The organism is Dietzia sp. (assembly GCF_036741115.1).
In the GTDB taxonomy this organism is placed as follows: domain Bacteria; phylum Actinomycetota; class Actinomycetes; order Mycobacteriales; family Mycobacteriaceae; genus Dietzia.
The window spans coordinates 1-24,306 of the sequence record NZ_DAINST010000031.1 but is presented as its reverse complement, the minus strand read 5'-3'; the positions used below and the strand labels follow the sequence as shown (position 1 = coordinate 24,306).

The window sequence follows — 24,306 nt, the reverse complement described above, 5'->3', positions numbered from 1 at the left end:
GGGCTCGGCGGGTGCGCCGCCGCCAATCTGGCTGGGGAGCCCCCTTTCCGCCGTACCCCTGGGAAGTTCGCCGACTGGGTCGGCGCGCCGCGAGCGCGCTCGGATCACATCGACGCAACGGCGCCGTGCTATCCGTACGAGCCAAGCCTCTACATTCGTCAAGGGGTCCAGCTCGGGCCACGCACGAAGGGCGGACAGGAACGTCTCGGACCACGCCTCCTCGGCGTCGGCCCCAGAGCCGAGGACAGCGCGGCATACCCGGAGCACGGTAGGCCCGTGCTCCCGGACTGCGCTGTCGAAGGGCTGCTGCATCGTCATCGAACGGTAGTCGCCGCAGGGCCCGGAAACGTGAGATCGCCTTCCGGGGTCGCAAGCAGCGATCGCTACCCGCGGGTCCCCACCCACTCGTCGACGGTGGTCACGGTCGCCTGCCGCGGGAACACCTGATCCAGGAGGATGCGGTGCACCTCTTGGTCGGAGTCGGCGCAGGCGTCGGAGAGCACGGTGAGCCCGAAATCGAGATCTCCCGCCTGACGCACCGTCGAGAGCACGACCCCGCTGGTGGAGACACCTCCGAGAACGAGATGATCGATCCGCCGGGCACGCAGGAGCATCTCGAGATCGTTCCCGGCGAAGGCGGAGAACCGCTTCTTGACGACGACCTGCTCACCCGCCTCGGGAGCGAGGGCATCGACGACCTGGGTCGCGGGACTGTCGGCGTGCATCGAATCACCGGCGCTCCCGGCGATTTGCGAGAAGGCCTTGTTGTTCGACGACACCTCCGGGTATCCGTCGCGGAAAGCGACCCGAATAAAGACGACGGGCATGCCGGCACCTCGAGCGGCGGCGAGCGCGCGGGAGGCGGACTCGATGGCGGGCTCGAAGCCGGGGCGACCGGCAATCCCGTTCTGGAAATCCATGAGCAGGAGGGCAGTGGACATGGTGGGCCTCTTTCCGGTGGGTATTCGAGCGCGTTGGGCAGTGCCTTCGGCGCTGTGTCGTCGGCTGCGCCCCACGGTAGGGCAGCCGCGCGCCGGCGTGTCGAGTCCGGCAGCACGCTAATTTAGCCAGGTGCAACTGTTCAGTCTAGACTGAGCATTATGGATCAGACTCCCACCCCCGAACCGAGCTCGACGCCGCCCGCCGGCCGCTCCGCACGGGAGGAGCGGCCCACACCGCACCAGGTCGCCATCGACCTCCGCGCCGTGGTCGTCCGCCTGCTCCGCCGGCTCCGGGAAACGCCCGCCGAACGAACCCTCACCCCGCCCCAGGCTTCAGCGATGTCGCGGCTGAGCAAAGGCGGCGAGTCGACGGTGAGCGCCCTCGCGCTCGCGGAGAAAGTCCGTCCGCAGTCCATGGCGGCGACCGTCGAGGCGCTCGAGGAGCGGGGATTCGTCTCCAAGAGCCGCGATCCCCAGGACGGCCGCCGACAGATCGTCGAGGTCACGGAGCTAGGCTGGGCGGAGATCGACGGGCAACGCAAGGCCGCCGCGGCGTGGCTCGAGGCAACGCTGGAGGCCGGGGTCTCGTCCGAGGAACTCGAGACGCTCGCGGACGCCGCCACGATCCTCGAGCGGATCCTCGAATGATTCGGCTCGCCGACGCCCCGCCCGATTGCTTCGACCGCAGACTCTTGGCGCCGATGCTGCTCGGCGCGATCCTCAATCCCATCAACACCGCGATCATCGCGGTGGCTCTCATGCCCATCGGCGTCGCGCTCGGAGCCCCGGCGTCGGAGACCGTGTGGCTCGTGTCCGGCCTCTACCTCGCCACTGCCATCGGCCAACCGCTCGTCGGTCGTCTCGTGGATATCTTCGGGGTCAAGCCCCTCTTCCTCGTCGGTGGTGCGCTGGTCGCGGTATCCGGGCTCATCCCGCTGGTCGTCCCCGAGAACCACGACAGCATCTGGTGGCTCGTGGCCTCGCGCGTGATCCTCGGGATCGGCACGTGCGCTGGGTATCCGGCGGCCATGGCGATGATCCGCAGCGAGGGGGAGCGGACCGGGCAGAGCTCCCCGGCCGCCATCCTCACCGCGCTGTCGGTGACCACTCAGACCGTCGCCGTCGTGGGCCCGACACTCGGCGGGCTGCTCATCGGCGCCTTCGACTGGCGCGCGACGATCGGTATCAATCTCCCGCTCGGCATCGCATCGTTCGTCCTCGGCTGGATCTTCTTTCCGCGCGGCGAGCGGACGAAAGGTTCGGCGCACATCGACTGGACGGGAATCGTTCTCTTCGCCGCGACGATGCTCTCGCTACTGGTATTCCTCCAGAACCTCGCGCTTGCCATGTCGTGGCTGCTCGTCGTCGCCGTCGTCGCAGCTGCCGCGCTCGTGTGGTGGGAGTGGCAGGCCACCGATCCCTTCATCGGCGTGCGTGTGCTCGCTGGAAACAGGCCGCTCATGCTCACGTATCTCCGTTCCATGCTGACGGCGACCATCTCGTACACATTCGTCTACGGGTTCACCCAGTGGCTCGAAGACGGCAGGGGTCTCGACGCCACCCAGGCCGGGCTGGTCCTCCTGCCGATCTTCGGCGCAGGCATCGTCTTCGCTTCGGCGTTCGGGCGCCGGCCCGCAGTCGCAAAGAAGCTCCTCGTCGGCTCGGCGGCCCAACTCGTAGCCGGCGGCTGCGTGCTGTTCATGACGAGCGCGTCTCCGATCTGGTTCCTCGTCATCGCGATGCTCGTCCTCGGTATCCCGCAGGGCCTCAACAACCTCGCGATCCAGAACACTCTGTATCACCAGGCCGATCCCGAGCGCATCGCCTCCTCGGCAGGGCTGCTGCGGACCTTCATGTACCTCGGCGCGATCATCGCCTCGGTGATCTACGGCAACGCCTACGGGGAGCGGGCCGACGACGCCGGACTTCACGAGCTCGGCTGGGTGGTCGTCGGGATCTCGGTGGCCTTCCTACTCATCACCGTCTTCGACTCCTCGCTGCGGCGAATCGGGAGCGAGAACGTCGGCACGACCGGAAACGAACCGGCGGAAGAGGAGCAAGCAGGCTCCCGGGCCACCCGCGGGTAGCCGGAAAACACACGGAGACACCGCAAATAGAAAAGTGCCGGGACATCGATTACTCGATGTCCCGGCACCTGATTCGAGTGCGCGAGGGGGGACTTGAACCCCCACGTCCGTTAATAGGACACTAGCACCTCAAGCTAGCGCGTCTGCCATTCCGCCACTCGCGCTCGCACTCTCTCGCATCGTTTTTCTCCGTTGCGAGCCGAGATAAAACTCTAGCCGATAGTCCTCGCGGCGCAAAATCGGGGTCTGCGAACGTCGCCGGAGCACTGGTAGAAGTGGAGAAGTACAGCGACAAGGAGGCACGAATAATGACCCAATTCCGCACCCCAGACCCCTACGCCGCCCTTCCCGAGCTCCCCGCGCTCGAGGTGCGTTCGGAGACCTTCGCCGACGGCGAGACCCTCTCCGCTCCGCAGCTTTCGGGGAAGATGGGCGTCCCCGGCGGAGAGGATCTCTCTCCGCAGCTGGAGTGGGCCGCGGGCCCCGAGGGCACGAAGAGCTACGTCGTCACGTGCTTCGACCCGGACGCACCGACCGCGTCGGGCTTCTGGCATTGGGCCGTCGCCAATATCCCCGCCGGCACCACGTCGCTCCCCTTGGGCGCGGGCACCCCGGATTCCTCGGACCTGCCTCATGGCGCGATCACGCTGCGTAACGACGCCTCGTTCAAGGGCTTCGTCGGCGCCGCCCCGCCCGAGGGACACGGCCCGCACCGCTACATCTTCGCCGTACACGCGATCAGCGAGGAGGAACTCCCGATGGAGGAGGACTCCTCGGTGGCCTTCCTCGGCTTCAATATGTTCTTCAAGGCCATCGCCCGCGGCACGCTCACGGGCCTGTACGAGGCCTAGACGCCCGGCGCGACGAATAGGCAAGGCGGCCGCCCCACTCGCTCGTGGGGCGGCCACAGGCGGCTGTAGGCCCGAACAGGGGCCGAAATGTGTGTGTGTGGGGGGACGTGGTGCTACTCCTCGCGCTTCTACTTCCGTATGACGGCGGACCCCACGGCCTCGCCGAGGGAGGCGAAACCGCCGGCCCGGAGGCGTCGCGCGAGCCCCGAATTAATCGAAGCCATCCACAGCGGACCGCCGTAGATGAACGAGGTGTACGCCTGCAGCAGGGTGGCGCCGTTGACGATCCGCTCCCATGCCTGTTCCTCGGTCTCGATTCCGCCGACCGAGACGAGCACCAGGGAGTCACCTACACGGCCGTAGAGGCGGCGCAGCACCTCGAGCGAGCGCTCTGCGACGGGCGCCCCGGAGATCCCGCCTGCGCCCATCTCCTCGACCTCGCGGGCCGGAGTGCGCAGGCCCTCGCGCGAGATCGTCGTATTGGTCGCGACGATCCCTGCGAGCCCGAGCTCGACGGAGAGATCTGCGACGGCGTCAATGTCCTCGTCGGAGAGGTCGGGGGCGATCTTCACGAGCACGGGGATGCTCGAGATCTCCTGTACGGCGGAGAGGATCGGGCGGAGGGAGTCGACGGCCTGGAGATCTCGAAGTCCGGGGGTGTTCGGCGAGGAGACGTTGACCACGAGGTAGTCGGCGAGCCCATGGAGGATGTGGGCGCTCGAGACGTAGTCGGTGACAGCATTTTCCGGCTCGACGATCTTGGTCTTGCCGATGTTGATGCCCACCGGGTCATTCGAGCGGCGCCGGCGCAGGTTGTTCGCCGCGTTCCCCGCGCCGTGGTTGTTGAATCCCATGCGGTTGAGCAAGGCGCGGTCCGCCGGCAGCCGGAAGAGTCGCGGCCCCGGATTGCCGGGTTGCGGGGCCGCGGTGACAGTCCCCATCTCGGAAAAACCGAAGCCGAGCGCGCCCCAGGTGTCCGGGGCGGCGGCGTTCTTGTCGAAGCCAGCGGCGAGGCCGAGCGGGCTTGGGAAGCTGCGGCCGAAGACCTCCTGGACGAGGATCGGATCGCGGACGGCGAGGACGCGGCGGAAAAGAGACCCGAGCGGCGGCACGAGCGTCAGCAGCTTGAGCGCCCCGAAGGTCATGTGGTGGATCCGCTCCGGCGGAAACCGGAACAGCAAGAACTTGATAACCCGATACATTCCCTGGAACCGTCCTCGAATCTCTTGCCTGTGTGCTCGTTCGTGCCGTCGTGCTGGTTCGTGCCGGCTTCTTCGTGCCCGGCTTCTATCGCGCAGGTGGCGGACTCTGCGATTTCGCTGCCTGCAATCTATCCGCCTCCGAAACGGAGATGGCGGATTCCCTCCGCGGGGGCGGCCGCTAAGGCAGGTGCTGTTCGGCCGGCGGCACGATCTGGAGGCCTTCTCCGGCCGCGGAGCCCACGACCACGGTGCCGTCCGCCGTCACCGCGAGGGAGTGGGGGGAGGAGACGCTGGGCACGCTCGCCACCTCTTCGCCGTGCCCGCTGGAGATGTCGTAGGCGGCGATGCGGTTCTCCCCGCTGAGCGCGACCCAGATGATCGAGGTCCCCGGCGCAACGGCCGCGGCCCACGGAGCCTTGCCCACCGGGAACATCTGGTGGGTGTGCAGAGGATCGACGTTGAGGACGATGAGCGCGCCCGCTGTGGTGTCGGTGACCGCCGACCAGCCGTCCACCGGGGCCGTCGCGTTGGCGACCGCCTTGCCGGGGCGCAGGACCGGGCCGATCTCTCCGGAGTCCGGATTCACGGTGGCCACCGTGGTGTCCGCGCGCGAGATCGCGAGGCCCACGGATCCCGAGGGCACGATCTGGTCGATCGACGCGAGGGACTGGAGCCGCTTCTCCTCGGCTCCGTCGGCGCCCCGTACCGCGATGGTCCCGTCGTCCTGCCCCGTGAGGAAGCGGCCGTCGTCGAGCCTGGCCGCAGCGGTCACCGGCCCGGTATCGCCCACGGCCTCGACGTTGCCTGCTTCGTCGACGAGGCGGAGCCCCGCGGAGCCGGGGACGAGGACGTCGTCGCCCGCGCGCTCGGCCGGGAGGGATCCGGGGGGCAGCTCCGCCTCGGCCTTCTTCTCGAACCCCGAGCGGCCGATCGTGCCGAGGACGAGGCGAGGGGGATCTTCGAGCTGCGCGGCGACGACGCCGTCATCCATGGGTATGACACCGAGCACGGGGGCGCCCAGGTCCTCGATCTGTCCCGCGGGGTTCCCGGTCTGGGTGATCTCCTGGGGCTGCGCGCCGCCCATCGGTGCGGCCTCGTCGTCGACGAGATGCGACGACGAACACCCCGCAGCGCCCACGCCTACCGCGGCCACGACGGCGACCGCCACGCGCGACCACGCCCGGGCGCGGTGGGCCCTCTCACCTTCGCGCGGGCGGGGCTCGCCGCAGGATTCGCGGGAAGCAAAGCCGTCGCGGAGTCGCTGTCGCGGGGAAGTGTGCATATCGAAACGCCCTAACGCATCGTGCTCTCGAGCCGGGGCCGCGGACGATACCCCGAGTCGAAGTTCGGGCCATGCGGCGATGCGGCACCCCGCCGTACGTGCTCCATTGTGTCGAACGCGGATAGCCCCGGTGCACTGGGATACCCTGAGCCGGCTGCACGGCCGCCGACCCAGAGGCGCCGAGGAAGGACGCACACGCATGAACGCCGCCGATTCCATGTCCTGGATCCAGATATTGGTTCTCTCCGCAATCCAGGGGCTCACCGAGTTCCTGCCCGTCTCCTCGTCGGGACACCTGAGCATCTTCTCGAAGATTTTCTTCGGAGAGGACGCCGGAGCATCCTTTACCGCCGTCGTCCAGCTGGGCACGGAGCTGGCGGTGCTCGTCTTCTTCTTCAAGGACATCGTCCGGATCGTCACCGCGTGGTTCCGCGGGCTCGCCAACGCGGATAGGCGGGGAGAGGAGTACCGGCTCGGCTGGCTCATCATCTTCGGCACGATTCCCATCGGGATCATCGGCTATCTACTCAAGGACGTGATCCGCGACGGCTTCCGCAACCTCTGGATCACCGCGATCGTCCTCATCGCGTTTTCGTTCGTGTTTCTCGCCGCCGAGCGCTGGGGCAAGCAGAACGCACCGGTGGACCCGAAGACGATGTCGGGGATGACACTCAAGACGACACTGGTCATGGCGTTCTCCCAGTGCCTCGCGCTCATCCCGGGTGTCTCGCGCTCTGGCGCGACGATGTCGGCCGGCATGTTCATGGGCCTCTCCCGGGAGGCTGCCGCCCGCTACTCCTTCCTCCTCGCCATCCCCGCGGTGCTCGCTTCCGGCCTGTTCAGTCTTCCCGACGCCTTCGCCCCCAGCTCGGGCCAGTCGGCGAGCGCACTGCAGCTGATCATCGGCATCGTCGTCGCGTTCGTCATCGGTTACGCCTCGATCGCGTGGCTACTCAAGTTCGTCCAGAACCACTCGATGGCCTGGTTCGCGGGATACCGGATCATTCTCGGCATCGTCGTCATCGCGCTGCTCTCGGCGAGCGTCATCACGCCCACGCTGGCCGCATAGCCAAGCCGGATGGCCCCACCGGCAGACCATCGGACGCGACAGACCGTGCGAATGGCCCGGGCGTAGGCTGTGCCCCATGACGGTCCTGCTTATCCGACACGGAGTATCCACCGCCAACCAGGCGAGAATCCTCGCCGGGCGGCAGCCGGGGGTCTCGCTCACCGATACCGGGCAGAAGCAGGCGGAGGGCCTCGCGGATCGACTCGCCGGCCTCGACATCGCCGAGATCGTCCACTCGCCGCTCGACCGCTGCACGCAGACGATCGGCCCACTGGCTGAGCGGCTCGGCCTCGAGCCAAAGACCGACGATCGCCTCGCGGAGGTCGACTACGGTTCGTGGACCGGCAGCGCGCTGTCCGAACTCGCCGATGAGCCGCTGTGGCAGACCGTGCAGAACCACCCCTCCGGAGCATGCTTCCCCGACGGAGAATCCCTCGTCCACATGGCCCTGCGCGTCGTCGCGGCGCTTCGCGAGCGCGACGCGGCGCTCGCGGAAGAGCATGGCCGCGATGTCCTGTGGGTGGCGTGCTCACACGGCGATCCCATCAAGGCCGCGATCGCCGATGCCTGCGGGATGCACCTCGACTCTTTCCAGCGAATCGTGGTCGAGCCGGCATCTGTGTCCGCGCTGCGCTACACGGCGCACCGGCCGTTCGTGATGCGGCTCAACGACACCGGATCGGACTTCGCGCTACTCTCATCCTCTCTGGCTGCGCCGATGGCCAAGGGAACGGATTCGGCCGACGAATCCAACGTCCCTCCCGGCGGCGCAGTCCGCTAGGCACAGACTCCCGGGCCGAAGCCCGGGCTCGGTTCCCGGGTCTGATTCCCGGGACGCGCAGTCTAAGATGGAACGAGGAAAGGGGCGATGCGCGATGAGCAGGATTGTGCACAATTTCGTCAACCCCGATCGCTTCGTCGTGGGGACCGTGGGAAGGCCGGGGGAGCGTTCGTTCTTCCTCCAGGCGCTCGACGGTGAGCGAGTGGTTTCGCTCTCGCTTGAGAAGCACCACGCGAAGGTCCTCGGCGAGTCGATCGACAAGATGCTCAACGAGCTCGCCGAGAAGAACCCCCAGCTATCGTTACCGCCCTCGGCCCGCGATCTCGAGGACTCGGACCCGCTCGCCATGCCCGTCGACCCGGAGTTCCCACTCGGCGCGATCGCGCTCAACTGGTCGCAAGAGCGTTCCTACGTGGTCATCGACCTGGTCTCCGCGGAGAACGGCCTGATCGCCGACGAAGAGCTCCTCGACGATGAGAATCACGACCACGACGTGGTCCGCATCCAGCTCACCCCGCACTCGGCGCGCCAGTTCTCGCTGCGCTGCCAGCGGGTCGTGGAGGCCGGGCGCCCCGAGTGTCCCTTGTGCGGCGAGCTCATCGAGAACGAGGCGCACCTCTGCGTCCGTCTCAACGGGTACAAGAAGCGCACGGCCGCCGAGCTGTCCGCGCTGCTCGAGAGCTAGGCCGCGGTGGAACTGCGCATCGTCGGCAGGATCCGCTCCGGCAGCAATGCCGTCTTCCTCGCAGAGGAGGTGGCAGAGGACGTCCCCGAGACCATTCCCGAGAGAGCTTCCGAGCCCGATTCCGCTTCCGGGAACAACGCGGACCCGCAAACGGGCACCGGCGACCCGCCCGCGCGATGGGTGCACAAGCCGGTCCGCGGCGAGGCTCCGCTGTGGGACTTCCCCTCGGGAGTCCTTCCCCCGGCCGCCGCGATTCCCGGCGCGAGCCCCGAACAGCAGGTGTCCGGAACGCTCGCTGCGCGCGAGATCGCGGCCTACCTTGTCTCTCGCGCCGCGGGGTGGGACGTCGTACCCGAGACGTGCGCGGTGATCACCGCCGCGGGCCCCGGAATGGCGCAGCGTTGGCTCGACCTCCCGTACGCCCCTGCCGATCCCGAGGCGCCCGACCCCGGCAGCGCCCCCGACCCCACGGCGGCCAAGGCGGACATACCCGAACCCGTCGGCCTCTACGACCCGGCGACTGTGCCGTCCGGCGTCACGGGCGTTCTCGCTCTCGAGAGCGAGGACGGCGATCCGCTCGTCCTCGCGCACACGACCGGGCGCAGGATGCGCCGCATCGCACTACTCGACGCCGTGATCAACAACGCCGACCGCAAGGCCGGGCACGTCCTTCTCGACACCGCCGGGCGCGAGTGGGGCATCGACCACGGCCTCTCGTTCCACACCGAACCCAAGGTGCGGTCCGTGCTTTGGGGCTTCGCGGGAACATCCCTGGATGACGACGAGCTGTCCTCTCTGCAATCCCTGCACGACGGGCTCGCCGACGGGGACCTCGCCCTCTCCCTGGGCACCCTCCTCGACGCCGCCGAACTCGAGGCCGTGTCGGATCGCATCGAGGCGCTGCTCACCGCGGGCGAGTTCCCCCATCCGGAGGTCGATTTCCCGCTGCCCTGGCCCCTGTACTGAGCTTGCTCGGTCGGCCGGATCGCACCGCCCCGAGCCACCGATCTAGACTGGCCGCATGCGCTCTTGGACCGGCCCCGCAGTGGCCCCCGTCGCCGGATCTGCCCAGCCCCTGAGGCTGCACGACACCTCTACCCAGGTCGTCCGCCCGGTCCCGCGAGGCGGTACGGTAGGCCTCTACGTCTGTGGAATCACGCCGTACGACACGACCCACCTCGGCCACGCGGCGACGTACGTGACCTTCGACCTCATCAACCGGCTCCTCCTCGACGCCGGCGAGCAGGTGCACTACGTCCAGAACATCACCGACGTCGACGACCCGCTGTTCGAGCGCGCGGCCCGCGACGGCGTGGACTGGCGCGAACTGGGCACCGCCGAGGTCGCCTCGTTCCGCAAGGACATGGAAGCGCTGTCGATCCTCCCGCCGCGGGACTACGTCGGGGCCATCGAGTCGGTCGACGAGGTCGTGGAGATGGTCGGGCAGCTCCTCGAGAACGGCAGCGCCTATCAGCTCACCGAGCACGACAGCCCGGACGGCTACGAAGACGTCTACTTCCGTCACGACGCCTCGGGAAACTTCGGCTACGAGTCGAACTACCCGGTCGATGTGATGAACGAGTTCTTCGCCGAGCGTGGCGGCGACCCGGACCGCGAGGGCAAGCGGCACCCTCTCGACGCGCTCGTGTGGCGCGCGGCGCGTCCCGGCGAGCCCAGCTGGCACGCGCCCTGGGGAGACGGACGGCCCGGCTGGCACATCGAGTGCTCGGCCATCGCCCGCAACCGCCTGGGGATGGGTTTCGCGATCCAGGGCGGGGGAGACGACCTGATATTCCCGCACCACGAGTTCTCCGCGGCGCACGCCGAGGCCGCGGGCGGCGGCGGGCGCTTCGCGCAGCTCTACGTGCACACGGGCATGATCGGGCTCGACGGGGTCAAGATGAGCAAGTCCCTCGGCAACCTCGTGCGAGTGCGCGAGCTCGTCGCCGAGGGCATCGACCCGGCCGCGATCCGTGTGGGCCTGTACGTGGGCCACTACCGCTCGGCGCGCTCTTGGTCTGCAGAGATCCTCGAGGAGGCGCAGGCTAGGCTCGCCCTCTGGCGCGGCGCCATTTCCGCCGCCGAGCCCGCTCCCGCGGCTCCGGCGATCGAGCTGGTCCGCGCCGCACTCGCCGACGACCTAGACACTCCGACGGCGCTCCGGCACGTCGACGCATGGGCGCGCGTCACGAACGGAGTGGACTCGGTCACGGGCGGCGATGACGCCGCTGGTACTGGCCGTGCCGTCCCGCGGACCGAGGACGGCGCCGAGATGGCCTCGGCCCTCATCAACCTCATGGGCGTGGGGGTCTAGCGCAGGCCGCTACCGGTCCGGCGGGCGAGGCCCGGCGCAGAGGGGCGAAGCGGGATCAGCACTGCTCGGGGCCGGGACCTTCGTCGTCATTCCCGGATCCGCTCTCCGGTCGCTCGTCCGAGCGTTCGTCGGCGCGTCCATCCGATCGGCCCTCGCCGGGATCGCGCTGCTGGGTTCCTTGTGCCCCATGCGCCCCAGGATTCGGCTGCCACGGCTGGCCGCGCCAATGGGCGTCGTCCGTCGCGGCCGCATCGCGCCCGCCGACCTCTCGCACCCCCGGCTCCCGCGGCCCGGCATCGCGCGCCCCGGACTCGCGGCCGCTGGAGCGGAGAAACTGCTCGAACTCGGCAGCGAGCTGCTCGCCGTCGACGAGCCGGATCCGCTCCTGGGGGGTGCGGTGGATCTCGAGCTCGGCGACGTCTCCGTCGTCGAGAGAATCGAACTGCTCCTCGAGTTCGCGCACGTAGGACTGGAGGTCCTCGTCGCCCTCGGTCGCCGCGTCGATGTGGTGGCGCCACTCGTCGACGCGCCCCTCGACGGCGAGGGTGGGCATCTCGAGGTCGGTCACCGCCGAGAGCCAGCGGAGCAGCCGCAGGGTCGCGGCGGGGGCCGAGTTCGAGGCGACGTAGTGCGGCACCGCGGCAAAAGCCGTGGTCGCGGGCACGCCCTCGCGCGTGAACGCCTCCTGCAGCACGAGCGGGATCCCCGCCGGCCCGTGGTAGTTGCCGGGCTCGAGACCGACCTCTTGGAGGCGCCGCTTGTTGTACGAGGCGCCGCTCAGCGGCGTGGGGCGCGTGTGCGGGACGTCGGCGCTGATGGCACCGAGCACGAAAACTTCGCGCACGCCGAACGTGTCGGCGAGGGTGAGCAGGTCGAGGGTGAAGCTCTGCCAGTGCGCGGTCGGCTCCGGGCCGAGGACGAGGAGGACCTCGTTGTCGGAATCCGGGGGAGAGGCCGCGAGGATGTCGATGCTCGGCACGGCGATCCGGCGGACGACGCCCTCGACCAGCTCGACGGTCGGCCGCGACTGCCCGTAGGGGAAATAGCTCTCGTCCGCGATCTTCGCGATCCCCGTGGTGTCCCATTCGAGGGCGAGCTGTTCGAGGCCCTGGGTCGCGGCATCGCCAGCATCGCTCCAGCCCTCCAGCGCGATCACCATGATCGGCGCCGATATAGAGGGGATTTCCTCGTCGTTCCAAGCCAAACTCATTGCCCCAGGGTACGGCGAGCGGCGAGGAATGGCCTAAGCGAGCGCGCGCGGTTCGCTCTCGGCCGCTCCGGTGCGGTCTCCGCCGGCCCGTGCGGGCTCTTTCCCGGGAATGACGTCGACTGCCTGCGGTACCGGGACCGGGCGGATTTGCGGTCGACACTAAGCTGGACGCATGCCTACAGCCTCTTCAGTGACGTCGACTCGCCCGTTCGATTCTCCGCTGTTCGACGCCATGTCGCGCAGGGTCCTCATCGGCGACGGGGCGATGGGCACGATGCTGCAGGCCGTCGAGCTCTCGGTCGAGGAGGATTTCCACGGTCTGGAGGGCTGCAACGAGATCCTCAATGTCACCCGGCCCGATGTGGTGGAGAACATCCACCGCGCGTTCTTCGACGCAGGCGCCGACATGGTCGAGACCAACACGTTCGGCTGCAACCTGTCCAACCTGGGCGATTACGATATCGCCGACCGCATCGCCGAGCTCGCCGAAGCGGGCGCGGCGATCGCCCGGCGCGTCGCCGACGAGTACCCGGTGGGCGAGGACGGTGTCCCGCGCATGGTGCTCGGCTCGCTCGGCCCGGGAACCAAGCTGCCCTCTCTCCTGCAGGCCGAGTTCGCCGATATGCGCGCGGCCTATGCCGAGGCGGCGCGGGGGCTCGCTCTCGGCGGCATCGACGCCTACCTGGTCGAGACCTCGCAGGACCTTCTGCAGGTCAAGGCCGCCGTGCTCGGAATCAAGGACGGCATGGAGCAGGCCGGCCGCAGGATCCCGATCATCTCGCACGTGACCATCGAGACCACCGGCACGATGCTGCTCGGCTCCGAGATCGGCGCGGCGCTCAACGCGCTCGAGCCGCTCGGGATCGACATGATCGGCCTCAACTGCGCCACGGGCCCCGCCGAGATGGTCGAGCACCTGCGCTACCTCTCGCAGCACGCCGGGATCCCGGTGTCCGTGATGCCCAATGCCGGCCTGCCCGAGCTCGGCAAGAACGGCGCCGTCTACCCCCTCGGCCCGGACCTCTTCGCCCCGGCGGTTGCCGATTTCGTCTCCGATTTCGGTCTGTCCATGGTGGGCGGCTGCTGTGGCACGACCCCCGAGCACATCACGCGCCTCCGTGAGGAAGTGGGCGGCCGCGAGCAGGGCACCCGCGAGCCGAAGAAGATCAACGGCATCTCCTCGCTGTACTCCGTCGAGCCCTTCCGCCAGGACGCGGGCATCCTCATGATCGGCGAGCGCACCAACGCGAACGGCTCGAAGAAATTCCGCGAGGCGATGCTCGCGGCCGACTGGGGCCAGTGCATGGACATCGCCAAGGCGCAGATGCGCGACGGCGCCCAGATGGTCGACCTCTGCGTCGACTACGTGGGCCGCGATGGATCGGCGGACATGGCCGAGCTGGCCGGGCGTCTCGCGACGGCTTCGACCCTGCCGATCATGATCGACTCGACCGAGCCTGCAGTTATCGAGGCGGGGCTCGAGCGCCTCGGCGGCCGCTGCGCCGTGAACTCGGTGAACTACGAGGACGGCACGGGCCCGGACTCGCGCTTCCAGAAGATCATGCGGCTCGTGCACAAGCACGGCGCCGCGGTCGTCGCGCTCACCATCGACGAAGAGGGCCAGGCGCGCACCGCGGACAAAAAGTTCGAGATCGCCGAGCGGCTCATCACCGACCTCACCGAGAACTGGGGGATGGCCGAATCCGACATCATCGTCGACTGCCTCACCTTCCCGATCTCCACGGGCCAGGAGGAGACGCGCCGAGACGGCATCGAGACGATCGAGGCGATCCGCCGGCTCACCCAGGCACACCCCGAGGTCCACACGACTCTCGGACTGTCGAACATCTCTTTCGGGCTCAACCCCGCGGCCCGGCAAGTGCTCAACTCGGTGTTCCTCAACGAGTGCATCGAGGCCGGGCTCGACTCCGCGATCGCTCACTCGTCGAAGATCCTGCCGATGAGCAAGATCGAGGACCGGCCCCGCGAGGTCGCGCTCGACATGGTCTACGACCGGCGCACCGAGGATTACGACCCGCTCGCGACGTTCATGGAACTCTTCGAGGGCGTTTCCGCCGCGAGCGCGAAGGACGCACGCGCCGCCGAGCTCGCAGCGATGCCGCTGTTCGAGCGGCTCTCCGCCCGGATCGTCGACGGCGAGCGTAAGGGCCTCGAAGAGGATCTCGACGAGGCGATGAAGGAGATCCCGCCCCTCGAGATCATCAACGATCACCTCCTCGGTGGGATGAAGACGGTGGGCGAGCTTTTCGGCTCCGGCCAGATGCAGCTGCCCTTCGTCCTCCAGTCCGCCGAGACCATGAAGGCGGCCGTGGCCCATCTCGAGCCGCACATGGAGGCCTCGGACGACGATGGCAAGGGCAAAATCGTCCTCGCCACCGTAAAGGGCGATGTCCACGACATCGGCAAGAACCTCGTCGACATCATCCTGTCGAATAACGGCTACGACGTCGTGAACATCGGGATCAAGCAGCCGATCGCCGACATCCTCTCGGCGGCCGAGGAGAACAGGGCCGACGTGATCGGCATGTCCGGGCTACTGGTCAAGTCGACCGTGGTGATGAAGGACAACCTCGCCGAGCTCAATACCCACGGCGTGGCCGAGAAGTACCCGGTTCTGCTCGGCGGCGCGGCGCTCACACGTGCATACGTCGAGGACGATCTCGCCGAGCTCTACGAGGGTGCAGTGTTCTACGCGCGCGACGCTTTCGAGGGTCTCCGGCTCATGGATGACGTCATGCAGGCCAAGCGCTCCGGCGTCAAGGTCGAGCAGTCGGCCGAGGCCGCGCAGAAGGCCGCGGAGAGGAAGGCGCGCCGCGAGCGCTCCGAGCGGATCGCAGCGAAGCGCAAGGCCGAGGCCGAGCCCGTGGAGATCCCCGAGCGCTCGGACGTCGCCGTCGACGTGCCGCTCGCCGACCCGCCGTTCTGGGGCACCCGGATCGCCAAGGGCATCGCGCTCGGCGATTACATCGATCACCTCGACGAGCGCGCCCTGTTCATGGGTCAGTGGGGCCTGCGCGGCGTGCGTGGCAAGGACGGGCCGTCCTACGACGACCTCGTCGCGACCGAGGGCCGGCCGCGGCTGCGCGAGTGGCTCGATCGGCTCACCACCGAGGGGATCCTCGCGCACGCCGCTGTGGTGTACGGATACTTCCCGGCCGTCTCGGAGGGCGACGACGTGCTCGTGCTCGCCGAGCCGGACCCCGACGCCGAGGTGCTGTACCGGGTCGATTTCCCGCGCCAGCAGCGCTCGCGCTTCCTGTGTATCGCGGACTTCGTGTGCTCGAGGGAGCGCGCTCGCGAGCTCGGCCGGGTCGACGTGCTGCCTCTGCAGCTGGTCACCATGGGAAGCCCGATCGCCGATTTCGCCAACAAGCTGTTCGCCAACGACCAGTACCGCGAGTACCTCGAGGTCCACGGGACCGGCGTGCAGCTCACCGAGGCGCTCGCCGAGTACTGGCACCACCGGGTCCGCGACGAGCTCCAGCTCCCGGACGGTGCGGTCTCGCAGGAGGATTCGGACGACATCACGGAGTTCTTCGACCTCAAGTACCGCGGTGCCCGCTACTCGTTCGGCTACGGCGCGTGCCCGGACCTCGAGCACCGCGCGATGATGGTCGACCTGCTCGAGGCCGGCCGCATCGGGGTCGAGCTCTCCGAGGAGCTCCAGCTCCACCCGGAGCAGTCGACCGACGCGTTCGTGCTGTACCACCCGGAGGCGAAGTACTTCAACGTCTAGCTCGCAGGCGCGACCAGTCCGGGCCTGTGCTGGGTTTCGACTCGGGCTGGCCTGGGGTCCATCCCGAGCCCGCTTCGGCGCTCCTCCGGCAAGCTGCGGGCGCGCGTACGGGCCCGGATGCCGCCCACGGCCCGCCGTCATCGGTAAAATGCCCGGTATGCCTGAACGTTCCCGCGTCACCCGTCGCAAATTGATGGACGCCGGTCGGCGAGAGTTCGCTGAGCACGGCTGGATCACTGCGAAGATCCGCGACATCGTAGCGAAGGCGGAACAGTCCAACGACTCGGCGATCAACTATCACTTCGGATCCCGGTCGGGGCTGCTCCGCGCCATCCTCCGCGTCGGCATCGAGGCGATGGAGGAGCAGCGCGCAGCCGATATGGAGGCGTTGGGGCACGAGGGGCTGGCGCTCGACTCGGATCTCGGTGTCGTGCGGCTCTCAGGGCTGGTGATCCGTCCACTCGCCGACGTGATGCGCACGCCCGAGGGCGTCGATTTCGTTCGCATCGTCGGCCAGATCGGGCCCTACACGCGCGTCGAGCAGGCGCTACGCAACCCGGTCATGCAGGACACCATCCTCCTCTCGCAGGTCGAGGTGCTCGTCGACGCGATCGGTTCCTCCATCGGAGCGGATTACGGTCGCCACAGGATCCACAACTTCCTCATCGCGCTCATCGCGATCCTGTCGGCCAGGGCGCTATCCATTTCTGCCGGCAAGAAGAAGGCGATGGCGGAGAACGGCGGCGTCGAGCCCACCATCGACGAAATCAACGAGCGACTTCTCGCCAACGGCGAACTTCCCCACGACGCGTTCGTCGAGGAGGTCGTGACCACCCTCTCGGCCGGCCTCGCCACGGGGACGAGGGCGGCGGTCGATCGGGGTCGGGCTCAGCCCCCGAGGCCGAGTGCATAGAAGTACCGCCCGAGGTTCGCACGCGCATCGTCCTCGGCTGCGGAGATGCCCACGAACTGCATCTGCTGCATCCGCCCGAAAATGTCTCGCGCCGCGGCGTCCACGTGTTCCTGCGGCGCATCGGCCGGGAGCCCGACGGCCTCGGCGGGCGAATTCGCGGCCAGGGCCGTCCGCGCCATCGACGTGAGCGGGGACTGGGGCATGGTCGCCACGAGCCCGCGATAAGAGCGGAACAGCGCGACCTTGATCATTGCCGGCCTGCGGAACAGCACACCGAGGATGTGGCGGACGCGGTCCCTGGCCGGGTGGTGGATCGCGAGCTGCTCGAGCTCCCCGGTGATCCGGAGCGCGCGCTGCATGGCGGCGAAGGGGAGGAGCTCGCCGCGGAGGAACGCATCGAGCTCGTCGACCCCCGACACCGAATCGAGCCACCGGGACATCTCAGCGGCGCCGCGAGCGGCGTGCCGGGCCCCGTGGATCGTGCCGTATTCGCCGATCGAATCGAGGGTCATGCGGCGGTCGAGGGCAGTGAAGATGCCGTCGTCGGTGCTCTCGAGCTCCTCGAACACGTCCTCTCGCTCGAGGCCGTCGATCCGCGCTAGCTGCCGCGCTACGTGTTCGCTCACGCGTCCGGTGCGCGAGGCTTCGGCGAGCAGGCCGGCCACAGGGATCACGGTGGAGACGAGGCCGTCCATCCGCGAATCGAGCTTCCCTGCGTACTCGCGGGCGTGTTCGATGGCATCGCGCTCGCCCATCGCGCCCTCCCCGAACGCGTCCGAGCGCGCGAGCACCCCGACGATATTGAGCGGCGTGAAGCCGAGGCGCGCGACGAAATCCCATTCGTTGGCGCGGGGGAGCGATTCGAAGACGAACACCGCGCCATCGGCCTCCGCCGAGGCGACCCGGGTCTCGTCGTACCCGGGCAGCAGCGCCCGCTTGGCGACCTCCTCGTTCTCCGCCGTGAGCGTAGCGAGACCAGGGGTGTCGATGAGGGTGACATCAGCGATCGCCCGGGAGGGAAGGAAGCGGTCGACGAATGCGACGTCCTCGAGCGGGACGGGCAGGCCCGTGACGACGCCGCTCCCCGAATCCGCGACGGGATGGCGCCGCCCCGTCCTGTCGACGACCTCTGCACGCGCCGGGGCGCCGTGGTGGAAGACGGTCACGGCGTTGGTGACCTCGAGCGCGCCCGTGGCCGCGATATTCTCGCCGACCAGCGCATTGACCAGCGTCGACTTACCGGCCTTGAGGCGGCCGACGATGACCACCCGCGGGGGAGAGAAGAGGATCCGCCCGAGACGGTTGGCGTGGTCGAGCATGTCGCCGCCGAGCTTCGATAGCTCGCGCAGCGCCATGTCCAGCTCGGCGGTCACGGGGTCCGAGAGCGGACCCGTAGGTGGGTTCACGGGCGGCGCCGCCGGCTGGGTGCGGTTGGGATTCTCGCCGGTCTGGTTCTGGTCCGGCCCGGTCACAGTGCCACCGCCTTCTGCTCGGCCGGGAGCCCGGACATGACGTTCTCGAGGTACTCGACGTGCGAGGAGATGATCCGGGCGTTCTTGCGCAGCCGCTGTGTCTTCTCGCGACGCGTCGACTCGTCGGCCTTTGCCGCCTCCTTCGCCACGCGCAGCCTCTCTTGGATCGAGTCCTGCTCTTCGCGGAGCTTGGCTCGATAGCGCACGACCATTTCCGTGCGCGCGAGGTTGATGAATGTGTCGAGCTCCCGGCCCGCCGCCACGCGCGCCGTACCGCAGGACTCGCGGATCCAGGTCTGGAGGTGCTGCTTGCCGTTGCGCATCGCGCGGTAGGCCAGGTTGACGGCGATCCAGCCGCCGCCCACCGCGACGGCGGGGAGCGCGACCATCGACAGCCCGATACTGGCGAGGGCCGAGGAGCCCAGGGTGGCGAGGCCACCGCCGCCGAGAATGCCGAGACTCACGACGGAGGGGTCGATCATGTTCTCGGTCTTCTTCCCGACCTCGCGGTTGAGAGAGGGCGGGCCTGTGAGGCCGAGGATCGCCGCGTCGGCGATCGCCATCCACGTGCGGCCCTCGCCGAAGAGCTGCTCGCATTCGTGGCGCAGCGCCGCCGACATCGCACCGATGGCGCGCTGGATCGCCTGGGAGATCTCCGCCTCGATCTGGGCCGTGAAGACCTGGGGCTTCTTTCGAAGCACCGTGAGCCCCGAGCTCTTGACCTTCTGCGACCATTTCTCGCGGATCGCGTCGAGCTCGGCATCGAAACCGGTGAGCACCCGCTGCCGAGACACCCCGATGTTGCGGGAGAGGAACTGCTCCCATTCCTGCCCGTGGTCGCGCAGACCGCGCAGCTCGTCCTTGCGCGCCTGCAGCTCCTCGACCACGTGGGAAGGCATCTCCGTATCACGGATCTGCTCGTCGACAATCGTGCCGATTTCGCGCAGCGAGGCGGCGGCGAGACTGATAGCCACCGAACGGGAGAGCGCATCGGCGCTCCGGGCCCGCTTCTCCAGCTGGGAGCGCAGCGCCGCGATGCCCGAGCTCTTCTCCACCCGGTGACGGCGCTCGGGATCGTCCAGCTCGAGCGCGGCGAGCGCGCGGAGACTCGATACGCCGAACACCGGGACATCCAGACCGGCGTATTCGCGGATCAGCCGCCGATTGTCCTCAACGATCGAGCGCCACCGCGTGAGCGCCTTATCGATCTTCGACACCACGACGATGACCGAGCCGACGGTTTCTGCAGCGCGCCGCAGAATGTCGATCTCGGGCGCCGTGATGGGGTTCGTGGAATCGCACACCATGACGAGCACGCCGGCGCCGCGGGCGGCGGACAGCGCGAGGTCGACGGCCGCCTCGTCGAGACCTCCGGCGCCGGGCGTGTCGACGACGATGGCGCGGAGGTCGACCCCGTCCTCGATGTGCACCGAGGCGTGCGATGGCAGCTCGGTCTCGTCGGTGAGCCGGATCGGAGCTGCCGTCGATCTCGACCACTGCCGCAGCTCCTCGAGCGGGCGGTCCTCGCTGCGGTCGCCGAAATGGAGGACGATGCGCTCGCCCGGCCGCCCGCAATCCCGCAGGACCTCGATGGGCATCGAGGTCGATTCGTCGACGTCGGTGGGCAGGAGGTCCCGACGGCCGAGCAGCGCATTGACCAGCGAGGATTTTCCGCGCTTGACCTCGCCGACCACCACTACGTTCGCGGTCGAGCGGGCGGAGAAGAACTTCGATTCCACGAGGTCCGCAGTCTCTGAATGCCCATAGCGTCGCAGGATCCCCACGGCGTTGCGCACGTAGTCGGGGAGCGTCTTCCCTTTCTCGGCCGCGGGCGTGGCGACGTCGGAGGTCACTTTCGGCAGTCCCCTTTCGGCGAGCGGGATCGAGTCGTGCATGCATGCGCGCTTACACGCACGCACAGAGACAGCGTCCACAGTATCGCCCGCGGTGGCCGCCGCCGCGCGATACGGGCCGGTATCGTGGCGCCCGTGCCTTTTTCCCATCCACAGCCCACCGCCTTCCCCGAAGCCGTGTTCTTCGACATGGACGGGACGCTCATCGACTCCGAGCGCCTCTGGGACATCGCCGTCGAGGAGCTGAGCGAGCACATGGGCCGCAGGGTCGATCGCGAGACCCGCGAACGCACCCTCGGCGCCTCGACGGAGACGTTCTTCTCGGTCCTTTCCGAGTACACCGGGCACGCCGTGGACACTCCGGAGGAACTCGACCGGCTCAAGTCGATCCTCCACGCGCGGGTGGCGGAGCTGTTCGCCACCGAGCTCGAGTGGCGGCCGGGGGCGCGCGAGCTCCTCGACGCGCTCGGCGCCGCGGGGGTTCCCCTCGCACTCGTCACCAACACGGAGTCCGCCCTGATGGCGGCGCCGCTGGAGGTCATCGGCGAATCCCGTTTCTCCGCCGTCATCACGGGAGACAGGGTCGCGAGGAGCAAGCCCGCGCCCGAGCCCTACCTCGCGGCCGCCACCGCGCTCAGTGTTCTACCGGCGCGGGCCGTGGCGATCGAGGACTCGACCACGGGCGCCACCTCGGCGGTGGGAGCGGGTTGCATGACCCTCTACGTCCCGTCCTCGCCCGGCCAGCCCGACGTTCCGGGAGTCGCCGCCCGCAGGGACAGCCTCGCGGGAGTGGACCTCGGCGTTCTCGCTTCGCTCGGCGGTGTGGAAGAATTGCGCGGGTGAAGTCCTTCGATTCTCTCTTCGCCGAACTCGCCCAACGCATCGCCGACCGTCCCGAGGGCTCGGGCACGGTACAGGCCTACGACAAGGGCATTCACCATCTCGGCAAGAAGATCAACGAAGAGGCGGGCGAGGTGTGGATCGCCGCCGAGTACCAGTCCGATGCCGAGCTGGCCGAGGAGATCTCCCAGCTCATGTACTGGACGCAGGTCATGATGCACAAGCGCGGCCTGTCCCTCGACGACGTCTACAAGTACCTCTAAGGAGTCCGCATGCTGCGCGTGGCCATGCCCAACAAGGGCGCCCTCTCCGAATCCGCCGCCCACATGCTCGCCGAGGCCGGCTACAAGCGCCGCGGCGAAGGCAAAGACCTCTCCGTTCTCGACCGCGACAACGATGTCGAGTTCTATTTCCTGCGCCCCAAGGACATCGCGATCTACGTGGGTAACGGGCAGCTCGACCTCGGGATCACCGGGCGGGACCTCGCCGCGGATTCCCGTGCCGATGTCACCGAGCACCTCTCGCTCGGCTTCGGGCACTCGACCTTCCGCTACGCGGGTCCGGCGGGGGAGGACTGGTCCGTCGATCGCCTCGCCGACGCCCGGATCGCCACCTCGTATCCCAATATCGTCCGCGCCGACCTCGCCGAGCGCGGCGTCGAGGCGACCGTGATCCGTCTCGACGGCGCCGTAGAGATCTCCATCCAGCTCGGTGTCGCCGATTGCATCGCCGACGTGGTGGGCTCTGGGCGGACGCTGCGGGCGCACGGCCTCGAGGCTTTCGGCCCCGTGCTCTGCGACTCCGAGGGCGTGCTCATCGGGCGGGAAGGCTCCGAGCCGACGCCGCAGATGCAGCAGCTCGTCGCGCGCATCCAGGGCGTGGTCTTCGCCCAGCAGTTCATGATGCTCGATCTCGATTGCCCCAAGTCGATCCTCGACACCATCACGTCGATCGTGCCGGGCATCGAGTCGCCGACCGTCTCGCCGATGGCCGATCCCGACTGGGTCGCGGTGCGCTCGCTGGTGCCGCGCGCGGAGATGAACTCGATCATGGACCGACTCCACTCGGCGGGCGCCAAGGCGATCCTCGCCTCGGACATCCGTTCCTGCAGGCTGTAGCCCCATAGGGCGGCGTTAGGCGCGCGGCAGACGGCACGGGACGCCTGCCGCCGGAGGTGCCGGTCCCACGATGCCGTGCGCCGGGCATTGGCCCCTAGGCGTTCACCTTCCGCGTTCCCGGCCAGCCGGGGTACTCCGGGGCCTCACCGCCGAATGCCGGGCAGTGCGCCTTGTGGTCGCACCAGCCGCACAGCTTCGAGGTCTTCGGTTCGAAGGTGCCGTTCTCCCCGTCGCGCTCGATCTGCTCCCACAGCGAGTCGAGCTCGTCCGCGGTCCGAGAAAGCATGTGCTCGTCCGGGCTCAGGGTCAGCGAGGACCCGGCCTTGAGGTAGATGAGCTTGAGCTGGGCCGGGATCTCTTTCTGCAGCAGGAAGTACATGAGCGCGTAGAAACGCATCTGTGCCAGCGGCCCGCTCTCGTATCCTGGGCGCGGCAGTTTTCCTGTCTTGTAGTCGACGACTCGGACCTCGCCGGTGGGAGCGATGTCGATCCGATCGACGAATCCGTGGAGCGGAGTGCCGCCGGCCGTCGCCGTCAGGAGATAGTCCTCGCACGAATGCGGCGAGAAGCGAGTGGGGTCCTCGACTACATAGAGCCCGCGCACGAGCCCCGCGGCGTCCGAGCGGAAGCGAGCAGTGTCCTCGGGGGCGATCACGTCGGCGGCGATTCCGCCCTCGGCCACCGCTGTTTCCGCCTCGGCCTCCGCGAGACGCTTCGCCTCGGCTGCGGTCCGCTTCTCCTGTGGCAGTGCGTAAAGGTTCTCCAGAGCGGTGTGCACCGTGGTACCGAGCACCTGGGCGCGAGTTTTCGGCTCGGGGAGTTTGTCGATGGCGCGGAAACGGTAGACCAGGGGGCACTGCCGGTAGTCCGCGGCGCGGGACGCGGAGAGGGCGAGGGGCTTGGGGCGACGGGGCCGGGCCTCGGCGGATTCGGAGGAACTGCTCATACCTGGCAGGGTAATAGGGGTTCATTCCGCGCCACGGCGGCAGTCCCCGCCGCCGCCCACCAGCCGCGGTCACGGGATGGCGGGCAGCAGCGGCACCGGCGCATTCCGGCGGCCGTCCATTCGAAGAAAGGGATCGATTCGGTGCGACGATCAGGCGCCTTCGCGCAGGGAGACCGCGTCCAGCTCACGGACACCAAGGGGCGCAAGTACACCGTCGTCCTCGCTCCGGGCGCGGAGTTCTTCACCCACGCCGGGGCCGTGCGCCACGACGACCTCATCGGCACGGCCGAGGGCTCGATCGTCACCTCTACCGGCGATGCCTCATACCTTGCGCTCCGCCCGCTGCTCACCGACTACGTCCTCTCGATGCCGCGCGGAGCCCAGGTCATCTATCCGAAGGATGCGGCGCAGATCATCCACGAGGGCGATATTTTCCCGGGCGCCCGCGTGCTCGAGGCCGGAGCCGGCTCCGGCGCGCTCACGTGCTCGCTGCTCCGCGCGGTCGGGGAGTCGGGAGAGGTCATCTCCTACGAGATCCGCGAGGACCATGCCGTACACGCCGAGCGGAACGTCGAGACATTCTACGGCGAGAATCCGGCGAACTGGTCCCTGCGGATCGGCGACCTCGCCGATACCGGCGTCGAGGAGCTCGGCGGCCAGGTCGACCGGATCATCCTCGATATGCTCGCCCCGTGGGAGACCCTCGAGACCGTGCACGACGTGCTCAAGCCCGGTGGCGTGCTCATCGCGTATGTGGCCACCACCACCCAGATGTCCAACGTCGTCGAGGCGCTGCGCGCGCAGGAGAACTGGACCGAGCCGCGCGCCTGGGAGTCGATCAACCGCGATTGGCACGTGGTCGGACTCGCCGTCCGTCCGGAGCACAGGATCCAGGGTCACACGGCATTTCTCGTCACCGCGCGACGCCTCGCAGATGGTGTGACGGCCATCAAACGGCAGCGCCGTAGCGGTAAGCACTAGTCTG

The 24,306-nt window shown here is 68.4% G+C and carries 22 protein-coding genes and 1 tRNA gene; 14 read left to right on the top strand and 9 right to left on the bottom strand.

Translation table 11 applies throughout. The annotated features are described in order from the left end of the window. Both V7E05_RS06720 and V7E05_RS06715 read right to left on the bottom strand, forming a co-directional pair. A partial coding sequence (locus V7E05_RS06720; protein WP_333618901.1) for an RNA polymerase sigma factor occupies positions 1 to 318 on the bottom strand: 318 nt, incomplete at its 3' end. A 65-nt stretch (positions 319 to 383) separates the two neighbouring features. After that, positions 384 to 941, bottom strand: a complete 558-nt coding sequence (locus V7E05_RS06715; protein WP_333618900.1) for a cysteine hydrolase family protein — start codon at positions 939 to 941, stop codon at positions 384 to 386. 159 nt (positions 942 to 1,100) lie between these two features. Here V7E05_RS06715 and V7E05_RS06710 point away from each other — a divergent pair, with 159 nt between their 5' ends. Together V7E05_RS06710 and V7E05_RS06705 are read left to right on the top strand one after the other, a co-directional pair. Next, entirely contained in the window at positions 1,101 to 1,589 is a 489-nt protein-coding gene (locus tag V7E05_RS06710) for a MarR family winged helix-turn-helix transcriptional regulator (protein WP_333618899.1), read from the top strand. After that, positions 1,586 to 3,028, top strand: a complete 1,443-nt coding sequence (locus V7E05_RS06705; protein ID WP_333618898.1) for an MFS transporter — start codon at positions 1,586 to 1,588, stop codon at positions 3,026 to 3,028. Before V7E05_RS06710 ends, V7E05_RS06705 begins: the two co-directional genes overlap by 4 nt. Positions 3,029 to 3,106: 78 nt before the next feature. Here the strand turns inward: V7E05_RS06705 and V7E05_RS06700 are convergent. Then, positions 3,107 to 3,192: transfer RNA gene (locus V7E05_RS06700), tRNA-Leu, on the bottom strand. Positions 3,193 to 3,336: 144 nt separating this feature from the next. Here V7E05_RS06700 and V7E05_RS06695 point away from each other — a divergent pair. Then, the gene (locus tag V7E05_RS06695) at positions 3,337 to 3,879 is read left to right on the top strand and encodes a YbhB/YbcL family Raf kinase inhibitor-like protein (protein ID WP_333618897.1); all 543 of its coding nucleotides are present in this window, start codon (positions 3,337 to 3,339) and stop codon (positions 3,877 to 3,879) included. Between the two features lie 128 nt (positions 3,880 to 4,007). Here the strand turns inward: V7E05_RS06695 and V7E05_RS06690 are convergent, their stop codons facing one another. Both V7E05_RS06690 and V7E05_RS06685 read right to left on the bottom strand, forming a co-directional pair. Further along, the gene (locus V7E05_RS06690) at positions 4,008 to 5,081 is read right to left on the bottom strand and encodes a quinone-dependent dihydroorotate dehydrogenase (RefSeq protein ID WP_333618896.1); all 1,074 of its coding nucleotides are present in this window, start codon (positions 5,079 to 5,081) and stop codon (positions 4,008 to 4,010) included. Positions 5,082 to 5,259: 178 nt separating this feature from the next. Continuing rightward, the gene (locus V7E05_RS06685) at positions 5,260 to 6,249 is read right to left on the bottom strand and encodes a YncE family protein (RefSeq protein WP_333618895.1); all 990 of its coding nucleotides are present in this window, start codon (positions 6,247 to 6,249) and stop codon (positions 5,260 to 5,262) included. 313 nt (positions 6,250 to 6,562) lie between these two features. On the opposite strand from V7E05_RS06685, the gene V7E05_RS06680 reads away from it, so the two are divergent. The 5 genes from V7E05_RS06680 (at position 6,563) to mshC (ending at position 11,212) form a co-directional block, all read left to right on the top strand. Next, complete coding sequence (locus tag V7E05_RS06680; RefSeq protein ID WP_333618894.1) at positions 6,563 to 7,432, top strand: undecaprenyl-diphosphate phosphatase; 870 nt, start codon at positions 6,563 to 6,565, stop codon at positions 7,430 to 7,432. A gap of 76 nt (positions 7,433 to 7,508) precedes the next feature. Continuing rightward, complete coding sequence (locus V7E05_RS06675) at positions 7,509 to 8,213, top strand: histidine phosphatase family protein (protein ID WP_333618893.1); 705 nt, start codon at positions 7,509 to 7,511, stop codon at positions 8,211 to 8,213. 94 nt (positions 8,214 to 8,307) lie between these two features. Then, positions 8,308 to 8,898, top strand: coding sequence for a DUF3090 family protein (locus V7E05_RS06670; protein ID WP_333618892.1), 591 nt, complete (start codon positions 8,308 to 8,310; stop codon positions 8,896 to 8,898). 6 nt (positions 8,899 to 8,904) lie between these two features. After that, complete coding sequence (locus tag V7E05_RS06665) at positions 8,905 to 9,864, top strand: SCO1664 family protein (RefSeq protein ID WP_333618891.1); 960 nt, start codon at positions 8,905 to 8,907, stop codon at positions 9,862 to 9,864. 55 nt (positions 9,865 to 9,919) lie between these two features. Then, a complete protein-coding gene (gene mshC / locus V7E05_RS06660; RefSeq protein WP_333618890.1) occupies positions 9,920 to 11,212 on the top strand; it encodes a cysteine--1-D-myo-inosityl 2-amino-2-deoxy-alpha-D-glucopyranoside ligase in 1,293 nt (430 codons plus the stop codon). A 55-nt stretch (positions 11,213 to 11,267) separates the two neighbouring features. Here mshC and V7E05_RS06655 read toward each other — a convergent pair whose 3' ends face one another. Further along, positions 11,268 to 12,422, bottom strand: coding sequence for a PAC2 family protein (locus V7E05_RS06655; RefSeq protein ID WP_333618889.1), 1,155 nt, complete (start codon positions 12,420 to 12,422; stop codon positions 11,268 to 11,270). Between the two features lie 172 nt (positions 12,423 to 12,594). On the opposite strand from V7E05_RS06655, the gene metH reads away from it, so the two are divergent. Together metH and V7E05_RS06645 are read left to right on the top strand one after the other, a co-directional pair. After that, entirely contained in the window at positions 12,595 to 16,179 is a 3,585-nt protein-coding gene (metH, locus tag V7E05_RS06650; protein WP_333618888.1) for a methionine synthase, read from the top strand. Positions 16,180 to 16,336: 157 nt separating this feature from the next. Continuing rightward, positions 16,337 to 17,092 (top strand): TetR/AcrR family transcriptional regulator, encoded by a 756-nt coding sequence (locus tag V7E05_RS06645; protein WP_333618887.1) that lies wholly within the window; start codon positions 16,337 to 16,339, stop codon positions 17,090 to 17,092. Here V7E05_RS06645 and V7E05_RS06640 read toward each other — a convergent pair. Together V7E05_RS06640 and V7E05_RS06635 are read right to left on the bottom strand one after the other, a co-directional pair. Continuing rightward, positions 17,068 to 18,564, bottom strand: coding sequence for a dynamin family protein (locus V7E05_RS06640; RefSeq protein ID WP_333618886.1), 1,497 nt, complete (start codon positions 18,562 to 18,564; stop codon positions 17,068 to 17,070). The two genes, V7E05_RS06645 and V7E05_RS06640, sit on opposite strands and share 25 nt — an antisense overlap. Continuing rightward, complete coding sequence (locus tag V7E05_RS06635; protein ID WP_333618885.1) at positions 18,561 to 20,459, bottom strand: dynamin family protein; 1,899 nt, start codon at positions 20,457 to 20,459, stop codon at positions 18,561 to 18,563. Before V7E05_RS06635 ends, V7E05_RS06640 begins: the two co-directional genes overlap by 4 nt. Positions 20,460 to 20,552: 93 nt before the next feature. On the opposite strand from V7E05_RS06635, the gene V7E05_RS06630 reads away from it, so the two are divergent. The 3 genes from V7E05_RS06630 to hisG are packed head-to-tail and all read left to right on the top strand — an operon-like array spanning position 20,553 to position 22,375. Then, the gene (locus V7E05_RS06630) at positions 20,553 to 21,260 is read left to right on the top strand and encodes an HAD family hydrolase (RefSeq protein ID WP_333618884.1); all 708 of its coding nucleotides are present in this window, start codon (positions 20,553 to 20,555) and stop codon (positions 21,258 to 21,260) included. Continuing rightward, positions 21,257 to 21,520, top strand: coding sequence for a phosphoribosyl-ATP diphosphatase (locus V7E05_RS06625; RefSeq protein WP_333618883.1), 264 nt, complete (start codon positions 21,257 to 21,259; stop codon positions 21,518 to 21,520). The genes V7E05_RS06630 and V7E05_RS06625 overlap by 4 nt, the downstream gene beginning before the upstream one ends. A 9-nt stretch (positions 21,521 to 21,529) precedes the next feature. Then, positions 21,530 to 22,375, top strand: coding sequence for an ATP phosphoribosyltransferase (gene hisG, locus V7E05_RS06620; RefSeq protein ID WP_333618882.1), 846 nt, complete (start codon positions 21,530 to 21,532; stop codon positions 22,373 to 22,375). A gap of 94 nt (positions 22,376 to 22,469) precedes the next feature. Here hisG and V7E05_RS06615 read toward each other — a convergent pair whose 3' ends face one another. Further along, on the bottom strand, positions 22,470 to 23,321 hold the full coding sequence (locus V7E05_RS06615) for a RecB family exonuclease (protein ID WP_333618881.1): 852 nt from the start codon (positions 23,319 to 23,321) through the stop codon (positions 22,470 to 22,472). A gap of 141 nt (positions 23,322 to 23,462) precedes the next feature. Between V7E05_RS06615 and V7E05_RS06610 the strand changes: the two genes are divergently transcribed. After that, the gene (locus V7E05_RS06610; RefSeq protein WP_333618880.1) at positions 23,463 to 24,302 is read left to right on the top strand and encodes a tRNA (adenine-N1)-methyltransferase; all 840 of its coding nucleotides are present in this window, start codon (positions 23,463 to 23,465) and stop codon (positions 24,300 to 24,302) included. Positions 24,303 to 24,306: the final 4 nt, after the last annotated feature.

Excerpts from the sequence above, each read along its gene's own strand:
- V7E05_RS06695 (WP_333618897.1), top strand. The coding sequence starts at position 3,337 with ATGACCCAATTCCGCACCCCAGACCCCTACGCCGCCCTTCCCGAGCTC.
- V7E05_RS06670 (WP_333618892.1), top strand. The coding sequence starts at position 8,308 with ATGAGCAGGATTGTGCACAATTTCGTCAACCCCGATCGCTTCGTCGTG.
- V7E05_RS06690 (WP_333618896.1), bottom strand. The coding sequence starts at position 5,081 with ATGTATCGGGTTATCAAGTTCTTGCTGTTCCGGTTTCCGCCGGAGCGG.
- V7E05_RS06705 (WP_333618898.1), top strand. The coding sequence starts at position 1,586 with ATGATTCGGCTCGCCGACGCCCCGCCCGATTGCTTCGACCGCAGACTC.
- mshC (WP_333618890.1), top strand. The coding sequence starts at position 9,920 with ATGCGCTCTTGGACCGGCCCCGCAGTGGCCCCCGTCGCCGGATCTGCC.
- hisG (WP_333618882.1), top strand. The coding sequence starts at position 21,530 with ATGCTGCGCGTGGCCATGCCCAACAAGGGCGCCCTCTCCGAATCCGCC.
- V7E05_RS06655 (WP_333618889.1), bottom strand. The coding sequence starts at position 12,422 with ATGAGTTTGGCTTGGAACGACGAGGAAATCCCCTCTATATCGGCGCCG.
- V7E05_RS06680 (WP_333618894.1), top strand. The coding sequence starts at position 6,563 with ATGAACGCCGCCGATTCCATGTCCTGGATCCAGATATTGGTTCTCTCC.
- V7E05_RS06615 (WP_333618881.1), bottom strand. The coding sequence starts at position 23,321 with ATGAGCAGTTCCTCCGAATCCGCCGAGGCCCGGCCCCGTCGCCCCAAG.
- V7E05_RS06675 (WP_333618893.1), top strand. The coding sequence starts at position 7,509 with ATGACGGTCCTGCTTATCCGACACGGAGTATCCACCGCCAACCAGGCG.
- V7E05_RS06715 (WP_333618900.1), bottom strand. The coding sequence starts at position 941 with ATGTCCACTGCCCTCCTGCTCATGGATTTCCAGAACGGGATTGCCGGT.
- metH (WP_333618888.1), top strand. The coding sequence starts at position 12,595 with ATGCCTACAGCCTCTTCAGTGACGTCGACTCGCCCGTTCGATTCTCCG.
- V7E05_RS06635 (WP_333618885.1), bottom strand. The coding sequence starts at position 20,459 with ATGCACGACTCGATCCCGCTCGCCGAAAGGGGACTGCCGAAAGTGACC.
- V7E05_RS06645 (WP_333618887.1), top strand. The coding sequence starts at position 16,337 with ATGCCTGAACGTTCCCGCGTCACCCGTCGCAAATTGATGGACGCCGGT.
- V7E05_RS06710 (WP_333618899.1), top strand. The coding sequence starts at position 1,101 with ATGGATCAGACTCCCACCCCCGAACCGAGCTCGACGCCGCCCGCCGGC.